Here is an 11,538-nt window from a genome sequence, read left to right on the forward strand (position 1 = left end):
GGCACAGTGCCTTACGGAAGTGCTTGGTCGTCCACCAGGGAAAACCGGCACGAAACCCATTTTGTTGTGGGATGTCATGAGTTGCAGGTCACGTCGTTTTCGGATCAGATGGTGTGCAGAGTGCACTACGACGCCACTCGAGCTGCGACATCGGCGGGCGGTGTGGCGTCGATCGTGGGGGTAGGGCGCCGCAGCGGGGGCATGCGTCGTCCGGGGGATTTCAGGAGAAGTCATGGAAGCGATCGACGGCTCGGCGCATGTTCGGCGTCCGCTGAATGCGTTGGTCTCGGAACTCGCGACCCGGCTTCTCGGCGCAGACGCCGCCAACGTCGTCGTCGCGTATCGCCGACTGCTCCGTGATCTCGCAGTCGACTTCGAGATGGACACCTGTTTCCTCCGCCACAACGACTCCGACGTCGATGCCACTGTGCTCGTCGCCGAGTGGCCGCCCCGTCCGGTCGTACCGGTTCCAGATCCTCTCGGTGTCGTCTACTTCGCCGATGCCGATCCGGTTTTCGCCGTCACCCGGGAGCAGGATCGAGTCCAGATCTACCGGCCGAACGATCAACCCGAGAATTACCGAGAGCGGATCGAGAACGGATCCGGGGTGTCGGCCACGACGGTGGTGACGGTCCCTCTTCTCGGCGACGGCCGCACCCTGGGCGTCCTGGGTTTCGTTCGATTCGCCGACCGCCAGTGGACCGCGGAGGAGCTCGAGGCCGTCACTGCGGTCGGAGCGATGCTCGCTCAGGTGCAGAGGCGCGTGGCCGCGGAGAACGAACTGCGCCACACCGCGATGATCGACGAACTGACCGGGCTGATGAACCGTCACGGGCTGACCGAGCTGCTCGACGGGCGCGCCGGCGACGGCACCGCGGTGGGCGTGCTGTTCGTGGACATCGACCGGCTGGCCGCTCTCAACGACTTCCTCGGCCATCGCATGGGTGACGAGTTCCTGCGCACCGTCGCGGACCGCATCCGCCGCCGACTGCCGGAGGGGGACGTGGTGGCGAGGCTCGGCGGGGACGAGTTCGTCGTCGTCCTCGGTGGTGCGCCCACGGCCGAGGACGGTGCGGAGCGTGCGGAGATGGTCCGGTCGGTGGTCGCCGAGCCGATGGTGGTGGGGGACGACAGGGTGACCCGCACCGCGAGTATCGGCGTGGCCGTGGGAACCGCGGATCCGTCGGAGATGCTGCGCCGGGCGGATCAGGCGGCGCTGCACGTGAAGTCGTCGGGTGGCAACGGCGTCGTCCTCTACTCGGACGAGATCGCGGCGACCAACGACCTGCGGACCGACGTCGAGCTGACGCTGGGCCATGCCATCTCTCACGACCGGTTGGTGCTGCACTTCCAACCCGAGGTGGACCTGCGTTCCGGTGAGATCACCGCAGTGGAAGCTCTCGTCCGCTGGCCGCATCCGACCCGCGGCATGCTCGGGCCCGACGTGTTCGTGCCCATCGCCGACGCGGCGAACCTCGCCCCGGAACTCGGGCGCTGGGTCATCGATGCGGCGTGCCGGGCGTATGTGAGCTGGCGGGACGCCACGGGTCGCACCGACCTGGTTCTGCGCGTGAACATCTCACCGGTCCACCTCGCCGTGCGCGACTTCGCGCAGGAGGTGGCGGACGTCCTGCGGACCCACGGGATCGCCCCGGCCTGCTTCTGCCTGGAGCTGTCCGAGGTCGCGGTGGTGGATTCGGTGGCGCGATCGGGCGCAGCCCTGACCTCCCTGCGCGACAAGGGAATCAGGACGGCCATCGACCACTTCGGTGTCGGGTACTCGTCACTGCTGCATCTCAAGAGGTTGCCGCTCGACGTGCTCAAGATCGACAGGCACTTCACCGACGGGCTCGGCGTGGACGGCGACGATCGTGCGCTCGTCTCGGTCATGATCGGACTTGCTCGGTCACTCCGGCTCGACGTCGTCGCCAACGGGGTCGAGACGTCCACGGCGGCGCGCACTCTGGTCGAGCTGGGCTGCCACCGCGCGCAGGGTCACGCCATCTGTCCGCCCGTCGACGAACCCACCCTCCGCTCGCTGCTCGTCGACGGGACCCGGCTGCTCGACGTGTCCTGATCGTCGGTCCTGACGAGCCGGAGCGTCACCGGGACACCGTTGAGGACGGCATTTCCCGCGACGCCCTCGACGCGGTCCGGATCGGTGAGGTCGTTGACGCTCGGTCCGCGGACGTCGCGGGCCACCGTCAGTCGCACACCGTCGCGGTCATGCCCGAAACCGTGCGGGATGCTCACGACGCCGGGCATCACCGAGTCGCTCGCCGTCACCTCGATGCGCACGGAGCCGGCGGCGGACACGACCTCGACGGTGTCCCCGTCGGCGATGCCGAGACGGTCGAGATCGGCGGGATGTGCCAGCAGACCGTGGCGCGGCTTGCCCTTCACGAGACGCGGCGCGTTGTGCATCCACGAGTTGTTGCTGCGAACGTGGCGGCGCCCGATCAGGAGCAGTTCGCCGTCCGCGGACGGCGTCGCGGCGAGTAGAGCGCTCCGCAGTCTGTCGATGTCCGGGGTGATCACGTCGTGCATCAGACCGATACGCCGATCGCGGGTGAGCAGCTTGCCCGGCAGTCCGGGACGCAGCGGACCGAGGTCGGTGCCGTGCGGGTTTTTCCGAAGTGTCCGCAGAGTGACCCCGCGAGCGCGCAGCAGCAGGAGTTCGACTGTTCGGGCGGGGGACAGCCGAGTGCGCACCTCACGGACCACGGCCGCGGCGTTCACCCGACCCAGGGTCCGCGCGCGCGTTCCGCGGCGGCGGACGGCGGCGTAGCGCAGACTCAGATCGCGGAAGATCTCCCAGTCGTGGCGCGCGTCGGCCTCTTTCGGCAGGACGGCCGGATTGAACTTGGCGGTGTTCCGCACCGCGAAGGTCGAGAAGATCAGGTCGTAGTGGTCCCGCTCGAGGGCCACCGTGGACGGCAGGATGATGTCGGCGTGGCGTGAGGTCTCGTTGACGTAGATGTCGAAGGACACCATGAAGTCGAGCCCGGCGAACGCGTCGTCGAGTCGGGGGCCGCCTGGCATCGACAGCACCGGGTTGCCCGACGCCACCACCATGGCGCGGACGCGCCCGGGCCCGTCGGTGGTCATCTCGTCCACGAGGGTCGACGCCGGGAGCTCGCCGCTGAACTCGGGCAGATCCCGCACCCGGCTGCGCCACTTGTCGAAATGACCGCGGCCGGTGATCTTGTTCGCGATCAGGTCGACGGCCGGATCGGTGAACAGCACGCCGCCGACCCGGTCGAGATTGCCGGTCAGGATGTTCAGGACGTGCACCGCCCACTGGCACACGGTGCCGAACTCCTGGGTGGAGACACCCATCCGGCCGTAGACCGCGGCCGATCCGGCGCTCGCGAGATCGCATGCCAGCGTGCGGATCACGTCGGCGTCGATACCGATGAGGGGTGCCACGGCCTCGGGCGTGAACGCCGCCACCGCCTCGGTCACACCCTCGACGCCGTCGACGTACGGGGCGGGGGTTGCGGCGCCGTCGGCCAGGACGACGTGAACGAGCGCCAGCAGCAGATGAGCATCCGTGCCGGGACGGATGAAGTGGTGGGTGTCGGCGACGTCCGCCGTCTCGGTGCGCCTCGGGTCGATCACCACCATGCGCCCGCCACGTGCGCGCAGTTCCTTCACCCGCTTCCCGAAATCGGGCACCGTCATCATGGATCCGTTCGACGCCATCGGGTTGGCGCCGAGGACGAGGAAGAAGTCGGTGTTGTCGATGTCGGCGATCGGCTGACGGAGCTGATGCCCGTAGAACAACATGTTGGTCAGCTGGTGCGGCAACTGGTCCAGCGACGTGGCGGAGTACCGGTTGCGGGTGCGCAGCATCGACAGGAACGGGATGCCGTGGGTCATGGCGCCGAGACTGTGCACGTTGGGGTTGCCCGCGTAGACACCCACGGCGTCGGCGCCGTGCTCGTCACGGATGGCGGACAGGCGTCGCGCCACGAGGTCCACCGCCTCGTCCCACCCGATCTCGCGCCACCCCGACTCGGTGCGATGCAGCGGTCGGCGGACACGGTCGGGGTCGTTCAGGATGTCGACGAGCGCGGTCGCCTTGGGGCAGATGTGTCCGCGGGACAACGGATCCTTCTTGTCCCCGCGGACGGACTGCACACCCTCGTCGGTCACCGTGTACTCGAGTCCGCACATGGCCTCGCAGAGGGTGCAGGTGCCGTGGGCGGTGCGGGTGGTTCCAGCCGAGGTCATTCCACGCACGCTAGTCGCGTGTACCCGGACGCATCGAGATTCTGTGACGAGTGTGAATTACAGTCGGGCTCGTGGTCACCGGCAACGCATCCGAGATTCTGTCCTCACTCACCGACTGGCCGGTCCCGGCGGTGTCGGCCGCGGTGATCACCGACGGTCCCGACGTGGCCGCGCGGCACGGTGATCGGGACCGCGTGCAGGAACTGGCCTCGGTCACCAAGCTCCTCGTCGCCTACGCGGCGCTCGTCGCGGTGGAGGAGGGTGCCGTCGAGCTCGACGAGGCGGCGGGACCCGAAGGATCCACCGTCCGACACCTTCTCGCCCACACCTCGGGAGTCGCGTTCGACGATCGACGGCCCACCACGGCGCCGGGGACGAAGCGCATCTACTCGAGCGCCGGCTTCGAGATCCTGGCGGAGCACGTGACCGAGCGTTCCGGCATCGAGTTCGGGGAGTACCTGTCCGCCGCCGTGCTCGAACCGTTGGGTATGACCTCGACCGAGCTGCACGGGTCGGCCGGCCACGGAGCCCGCTCCAATCTCTGCGACATGGAGGCGTTCGCGGCAGAACTGCTCGCACCGACGCTCGTCTCCCGCCAGACCGTCGACGAGGCGACGAGCGTGCAGTTCGAGGGACTCGGAGGCATCCTCCCCGGGTACGGGTCGCAGCGACCCAACGACTGGGGTCTGGGCTTCGAGCTCCGTGACCACAAGTCGCCGCACTGGACGGGGGAGACGAACTCGGCGCGCACGTTCGGGCACTTCGGGCAGTCGGGAACGTTCCTCTGGGTGGACCCCGAAGCCCGCGTCTCGTGCGTCGTGCTCGCCGACCGCGCCTTCGGGGACTGGGCCAAGCCGTTGTGGACCGCGTTGGGTGACACGGTGCTCGCGGGCGTGTGACCCGCCGCGACACGCCGCCGGAACCCACCCGACACACCGAACGACTGGTGTAACAGGGGTAACTCGAGGCACACTGGTAGAAGCCGTACATCAGCAGACGCGTCAGGCCGTTGGGGAAGACGTCCCTCGTCGAAGCTGGAGGCAACGGTGAACGCACTGAACCAATTCGCGGACTCGACCACGGGTGTCGTCTACATTCACTCGTCGCCGGCCGCGCTGTGCCCGCATGTCGAATGGGCGCTGTCCGATGCGCTCGACTGCCGAGCAAATCTCAAGTGGACCGCGCAGCCCGCATTCGACGGTCAACTGCGGGCCACCACCAACTGGACCGGCCCCGTGGGCACCGGCGCCCGGTTGGCCAGCGTGCTGCGCTCATGGCAGATGCTGCGTTTCGAGGTCACCGAGGACCCCAGTGAGGGTGTCGACGGTGAACGCTTCGCGCACGTGCCCGGCCTCGGCCTGTGGCACGGCGCCACCAGTGCCAACGGCGACGTCATGGTGGGCGAGCAGCGGCTGCGGTCGATCCTCGAACAGGGACGCGGCGACGTGTACGCGCAGCTGGATCACGTTCTCGGTACCGCCTGGGACGCGGAGCTCGAACAGTTCCGTCTCGGTGGAGTCGGCGGAGAGGTCACCTGGCTCGCGAGTTAGTGAGCGACACCACTCAGAGCGGGATGTTCTTGTGGCGACCACGGCGCGCCGGGGCGTCCGCCAGCGCGCGGGTGAGAGTGCTGCGGGTGGCGGCCGGATCGATGATCGCGTCCACGACGCCGATGCCCACGGCCCGCTCGACACCACCGGCGATGGCCTCGTGCTCGGCCGTCAGACGGTCGTGCAGCGCCTCGCGCTCGTGATCGGGCGCCGCTGCCAGTGCCTTCTTGTGCAGGATGCCCACGGCCGCCTTGGCGCCCATGACCGCGACCTCGGACTCCGGCCAGGCGTAGACGGCCGTTGCTCCGAGAGCCCGTGAGTTCATCGCGATGTATGCGCCGCCGTAGATCTTGCGGGTCACCAGTGTCACGCGGGGCACGGTGGCCTCCGCAAACGCGTGCAGCAGTTTGGCGCCGCGGCGGACCACGCCCTCCCACTCCATGCTGACGCCCGGGAGGTATCCCGGGACGTCCACGACGACGACGAGCGGTATGCCGAAGGCATCGCACAGGCGGACGAAGCGGGCGGCCTTCTCGGCGGACTCGGAGTTGAGGCACCCACCGAGGCGGATCGGGTTGTTGGCGATGACACCGACCGAGCGACCGCCGAGGCGGCCGAGCCCGGTGACGATGCTGCGCGCCCAACCACCCTGGAACTCCTCGAAGGACGACTCGCCCTCGACGTTGTCGAGCAGCTCGTTGATGACCGGGTGCACGTCGTACGCGCGGCGGTTCGACGCGGGCAGGAGTGCCTTGAGATCGGTGTCGCCGTGCTGGGCGGCGGCCAGGTCGAACTCGCCCTGCTCACTGAACATCGACACGAGCCGACGTCCCCGTGCGAGGGCGTCGAGTTCGTCGTCGGCGACGATGTGGCAGACGCCGGACTTGCGGAAGTGGGTGTCGGGCCCACCGAGCGAGGCCATGTCGACCTGCTCGCCGGTGACGCTGCGCACCACGTCGGGACCGGTCACGAAGACCCGGCCCTCGGGGGCCATGATCACGACGTCGGTGAGCGCGGGTCCGTACGCGGCGCCGCCGGCGGCGAATCCGAGCACGACCGAGATCTGCGGAACGGTGCCCGACGCACGCACCATGGCCTCGAAGACCAGCCCGACGGCGTGCAGAGCCTCGACGCCCTCGGCGAGACGGGCCCCACCGGAGTGCCAGATGCCGACGATGGGCGCTCCCGAGTCCAGGGCCTCGTCGATGGCGGAGACGATGTGCTTGCAGCCGTCGACTCCCATGGCGCCGCCCATGACGGTGGCGTCGGAGCAGTAGGCGATGGTGCGGACTCCGTCGATCTCACCCGAGGCGGCCAGCACACCGGACTTGTCACGGTCGTGCAGCGGGGTGGTCGTACCGGAGTCGAAGAGCTTCTCGAGACGAGCGAGGGGGTCGCGCGGGTCACGCGACGAGGAGTGGCGGGTGTGCGGAGCGAGGACGGTCATCGTGTTCTCCCCTTCATACTGCCGCTCCCGGCAGGGGAGTGGTGGTGCGGGCGAAGACCCGGCGACCGCGGTCGCCGGACCTCCGCCCTCGTGCGCGTACGACTGTCACGCCGTGACGGCTGCGGAGCCGTCAGTGGCGTCCGAAGGCGAGCGCAACATTGTGCCCACCGAATCCGAACGAGTTGTTCAGTGCGTACTCGATCTCGCCGCGACGGGCCTCGCCCGACACGACGTCGAGGTCGATCTCCGGATCCTGGTTGTCCAGGTTCAGCGTGGGCGGAACGATCCCGTCCCGGATGCTGAGCACTGTCAGGATCGACTCCAGGGCGCCGACAGCGCCGATGGAGTGCCCGAGGGCCGACTTCGGTGCGTACACCGATGCGTGGTTGCCCACCGCAGCGTTGATCGCGGTGGCCTCGGCCGTGTCCCCGATGGGAGTGGCCGTGGCGTGGGCGTTGACGTGCGAGATGTCCTGCGCCGTCAGTCCCGCCGTCTCGATGGCCCGGCGCATCGCACGCGCCGCACCGGTTCCGGCAGGATCGGGAGCCACCAGGTGGTACCCGTCCGAGGTGATGCCGGCGCCGAGAAGGCGAGCATGGATCGTCGCGCCGCGAGCCTTGGCGTGCTCCTCGCTCTCGATCACCATGAGCGCACCGGACTCGCCGAAGACGAAGCCGTCACGATCCTTGTCGAACGGCCGCGAGGCCGCCTGCGGATCGTCGTTGCGTGTGCTCATGGCACGCATCATCGAGAAGGCCGCGATCGGCACCGCGTCGATGTGTCCCTCGACCCCACCCGTGACCATGATGTCCGCGTCGCCCATGACGATCATCCGCCATGCGTGAGCGATCGCTTCCGATCCCGACGAGCATGCCGAGACCGGTGTGATGACACCGGCGCGTGCACCCAGGTCGAGCCCCACGACAGCCGACGGTCCGTTCGGCATGATCATCTGCACGGCGAGCGGGGACACCTTGCGGTACCCGCCCTCGCGCATCTTCTTGTCGGCGTCGAGCAGCGCGTCTCCGCCGCCCAGGCCGGTGCCGATCGAGACGCCGAACCGCTCCGAGTCGACCTCGGGGCTGCCGGCGTTCTTCCACACCTCCTTGCCCAGGACGTATGCCATCTGCTCGACGTAGCTCATGCGTCGTTGTTCGACGCGAGAGAGAAGAGTTGATGGATTGACGGCCAGATGGCCGCCGATGCGAACCGGAAGATCGAACTCGGTGACGAAATCGTCCTCGAGCACGTCGATGCCGCTCTCCCCGTTCAGCAGTCCCTTCCACGTCGCGTCGACGTCACCGGCGATGGAGGTGGTCACCGCCAGGCTGGTCACGACGACGTTGCGGAAGCCCCCGTTGGCTGTGCTGGGCGTGGTCACGGTCGTGCTCACTCGCCTGCGGAGTCGCTCTGGTTGTCGAGCTTCGCCTTGATGGCCTCGGCGGCCTCGGGGTTCTCGGCTTCGAGCTTCTGGATGTAGTTCACGGCGTCGCCGACGGTGCGGAGGCTGGCGAGATCCTCGTCGGGGATCTTGACGCCGTACTTGTCCTCGGTCTGCACTGCGATCTCGACCATGGAGAGGGAGTCGATGTCCAGGTCGTCGACGAACGACTTCTCGACGGTCACCTCGGACGGCTCGATGCCGGTGACCTCTTCGATGATCTCGGCGAGTCCGGCGATGAGTTCTTCCTGCGTGGCCACGGAGTGGCTCCCTTCGTGTAAGGAACTGTGCACACGGCGCGACTGTGCGCCGGTGCGGATGCTGTCTCGACGAACGCTCGTTCTCGAGTCGGGCCGGCTACGTACCGGCCCCGCTCACCTCACGACGTGTGGTGAGCGATGCGCATCCCCGGCCCGGTCCGTGACGGACCGGCGGGGTTGCGCGCAGTAACCTAACCGACCGATACCGGGGCGGTGAGGCCGGAGACGTCCTCCGGAGTCTTGAGGGCGACCGTCGGGGTGCCGCGCATCTCGCGCTTGGCGATCCCGACGAGGGTGCCGGCCGGCGGGAGCTCGACGATCGAGGCGACCTCGGCCGCGCGCAGCGTCGCTGTGCACAGATCCCACCGGACGGGCCGGGTGACCTGGCCGGCGAGCTTGGCCAGTGCGTCCGCGCCGGAGGTGACCTCGCGGCCGTCGAGGTTGGAGAGCAGGCGACGCGTCGGATCGGACGGCGTGATGGAGGCAGCTGCGGCGACCACGGCGTCCTGCGCGGGTGCCATGAAGCGCGTGTGGAACGCGCCGGCGACGGGCAGCGGGCGAATGCGTGCCTTCTCGGGCGGGTTCGCGGCGAGCTCGGCGAGGTCGGTGAGGAGACCGGCGGCCACGATCTGGCCGGCGGCGTTCCGGTTGGCGGCCTCGAGGCCGAGCTCGGTCAGACGCTCGAGGACCGCGTCCTCGTCGCCACCGAGTACGGCGGACATGCCGGTCGGAGCCAGTGCGCAGGCCTTGGCCATCTCGGCGCCGCGGATCGCGGCGAGAGCGACGGCGTCGTCGGCGGAGATGACGCCCGCGACGGCGGCTGCGGCGAGTTCACCGACGGAGTGGCCGGCGACGACCATGTTCTCCGGCAGTCCGTGCGTCCGCTCGATCTCCTCGAAGGCGAGGAGCGCAGCGGCCACGACGAGCGGCTGGGTCACGGCGGTGTCGGTGATCTCCTCCGCCGTGGCGGTGGTTCCGAGCCGCGTCAGGTCGAGGCCCGACGCCTGCGACCAGAGGGCGAGACGATCCGCGGCCCCGGGGAGTCCGAGCCACGGCACGAGCATGCCGGGTGTCTGAGAGCCCTGTCCGGGCGAAAGCACTGCAATCACGGAACTAAGAAAACACTGTGAAGGCCGTTTCAGGAGATGTTCTACGCGATGAACCTTGTCGGTCGTATTTGTCAGAACCCTACAAACGCCCTGCAGGATGGGTCGCATCGTTCCTGGCGCAAGATCCGTTACTGTATGAGATTCCCAAATGTTCCGGCTGTGACTGTTGTTATCGGTGATGGGCTTTCGTTATGGGATTGCGACAGGCGACCCACTGTTGCCGCGATTCTCAGGACGTACGCATCACGGGCATTGGTCGGATCCCGACCAGTCACCTCCGCGATTCGCTTGAGCCGATATCGCACAGTATTTGGATGAACAAACAGTGACCTGGCACACGTCTCGACCGCTCCGCCGCAATCGAGATACGCATCGAGCGTGTCCGAGAGTGCCGATCCGGCAGCCTGGAGCGGCTGGACGATGAGCTCGTTGAGCGACGTGACCGCCGCCTGATCGCCCAGCAACGCTCGTTCCGGCAATAGTTCACCCGCGTGCACCGGCCGCGGTGCTCCTCGCCATCCGACCACCGCCTGCATCCCCGCGAACGCCTCCACGGCACTCGAGTGCGCGGCGCCGAGGGTGCGGGTCGTCGGGCCGATGACCACCGGGGTGTCGGAGAAGTTGCGCATGAGGTCGTCGAGGAAGGCGGCACTGGTCGGGTCGCCGGAGAGATGACCGGAGACCACCATGACCAGACGCGTGCCCTGCACGACGGCGAGCGCGGCGCGATGGTGGCGCTGCGCCACCGTGTGCACGGTCCCGACGACGGAGACGCCCTGATCCGGTGGAGGCGATCCGACGAGCACGGTGGCCGGCGCGGTCGCGTCCCAGTTGAGGGTCGCGGCACGCGAGAGCATGTCCGAGCCGGTGTCGCCGCGGACGACGGCGTCCACCACGAGGGCCTCGAGCCGGGTGTCCCACGCGCCACGCGACTCGGCCGCGCTCGCGTACACCGACGCGGCGGCGAATCCGAGCTCGCGCCCGTAGCGCAGCACTGCTTCCGTGAGCGCGACGAGTTGCTGATCGTTGCGCGCCAGGGCCGGGAGCCACTGCTCGAAGAACTCCATGGCGACCCGCACCATGTCGACGGTCTGCCGCAGAGTCAGGCGCCGCGCCAGATCCTGCGGGATGACCTGGAACGCGTCGAGGCTGAAGCGGATGTCGCTGTCGGGGTTCTGCAACCACTCGAGGAAGTTGACGACGGCCGTCTGCACGAGCATCTGCACACTCGCGCGCTGCGACGCATCGAGGTCGCTCACGAACGGCAGCTGATCCTGCATCTGGGTCAGCGCCTCGGTGGAGAGCCTGCTCGAGAACTGCTTGACCCGACGCAGCAACGCGTCGGGAAGCGGGACTCGTTGTTGTCTCGCGCGGATCGCGCCACCGGGTCGGTGGGCCTCCGCGGCGGCGCGGCGGAGCTCGCGGCGTTCCCGGACACGCTCCGATTCCCCCTCCGGCGAACCGTCGGGGGAATCGGGAGCGATGTCGGCCATGG

9 protein-coding genes are annotated in these 11,538 nt (G+C 68.5%); 3 read left to right on the plus strand and 6 right to left on the minus strand.

Annotated features, from left to right (window positions below):
- Positions 1 to 232: 232 nt before the first annotated feature.
- Positions 233 to 2,077, plus strand: coding sequence for a bifunctional diguanylate cyclase/phosphodiesterase (locus tag QE449_RS08540; protein ID WP_307108630.1), 1,845 nt, complete (start codon positions 233 to 235; stop codon positions 2,075 to 2,077).
- Here QE449_RS08540 and QE449_RS08545 read toward each other — a convergent pair.
- Entirely contained in the window at positions 1,996 to 4,236 is a 2,241-nt protein-coding gene (locus QE449_RS08545; protein ID WP_307108631.1) for a molybdopterin-dependent oxidoreductase, read from the minus strand. The two genes, QE449_RS08540 and QE449_RS08545, sit on opposite strands and share 82 nt — an antisense overlap.
- Before the next feature lie 71 nt (positions 4,237 to 4,307).
- Here QE449_RS08545 and QE449_RS08550 point away from each other — a divergent pair, with 71 nt between their 5' ends.
- A complete protein-coding gene (locus QE449_RS08550) occupies positions 4,308 to 5,135 on the plus strand; it encodes a serine hydrolase (RefSeq protein ID WP_307108632.1) in 828 nt (275 codons plus the stop codon).
- 147 nt (positions 5,136 to 5,282) lie between these two features.
- Positions 5,283 to 5,786, plus strand: a complete 504-nt coding sequence (locus QE449_RS08555) for a DUF3145 domain-containing protein (RefSeq protein WP_027505753.1) — start codon at positions 5,283 to 5,285, stop codon at positions 5,784 to 5,786.
- A gap of 13 nt (positions 5,787 to 5,799) precedes the next feature.
- Here the strand turns inward: QE449_RS08555 and QE449_RS08560 are convergent, their stop codons facing one another.
- The 5 genes from QE449_RS08560 to QE449_RS08580 all read right to left on the minus strand — a co-directional run bounded on the left by QE449_RS08560 (position 5,800) and on the right by QE449_RS08580 (position 11,536).
- Complete coding sequence (locus QE449_RS08560; RefSeq protein WP_056445733.1) at positions 5,800 to 7,233, minus strand: acyl-CoA carboxylase subunit beta; 1,434 nt, start codon at positions 7,231 to 7,233, stop codon at positions 5,800 to 5,802.
- A gap of 130 nt (positions 7,234 to 7,363) precedes the next feature.
- Positions 7,364 to 8,614, minus strand: coding sequence for a KasA/KasB family beta-ketoacyl-ACP synthase (locus tag QE449_RS08565; RefSeq protein ID WP_027505755.1), 1,251 nt, complete (start codon positions 8,612 to 8,614; stop codon positions 7,364 to 7,366).
- Positions 8,615 to 8,622: 8 nt separating this feature from the next.
- Positions 8,623 to 8,934, minus strand: a complete 312-nt coding sequence (gene acpM, locus QE449_RS08570; RefSeq protein ID WP_027505756.1) for a meromycolate extension acyl carrier protein AcpM — start codon at positions 8,932 to 8,934, stop codon at positions 8,623 to 8,625.
- Positions 8,935 to 9,125: 191 nt separating this feature from the next.
- Positions 9,126 to 10,043, minus strand: a complete 918-nt coding sequence (locus QE449_RS08575) for an ACP S-malonyltransferase (protein WP_027505757.1) — start codon at positions 10,041 to 10,043, stop codon at positions 9,126 to 9,128.
- 128 nt (positions 10,044 to 10,171) lie between these two features.
- A complete protein-coding gene (locus QE449_RS08580; protein ID WP_081821256.1) occupies positions 10,172 to 11,536 on the minus strand; it encodes a CdaR family transcriptional regulator in 1,365 nt (454 codons plus the stop codon).
- Between the last annotated feature and the right edge of the window lie 2 nt (positions 11,537 to 11,538).

The organism is Rhodococcus sp. SORGH_AS_0303, from assembly GCF_030819335.1.
In the GTDB taxonomy this organism is placed as follows: domain Bacteria; phylum Actinomycetota; class Actinomycetes; order Mycobacteriales; family Mycobacteriaceae; genus Rhodococcoides.

Bases quoted from the DNA above. Each gene is read 5' to 3' on its own strand.
- QE449_RS08580 (WP_081821256.1), bottom strand. From the start codon at position 11,536: ATGGCCGACATCGCTCCCGATTCCCCCGACGGTTCGCCGGAGGGGGAA.
- QE449_RS08540 (WP_307108630.1), top strand. From the start codon at position 233: ATGGAAGCGATCGACGGCTCGGCGCATGTTCGGCGTCCGCTGAATGCG.
- QE449_RS08560 (WP_056445733.1), bottom strand. From the start codon at position 7,233: ATGACCGTCCTCGCTCCGCACACCCGCCACTCCTCGTCGCGTGACCCG.
- QE449_RS08545 (WP_307108631.1), bottom strand. From the start codon at position 4,236: ATGACCTCGGCTGGAACCACCCGCACCGCCCACGGCACCTGCACCCTC.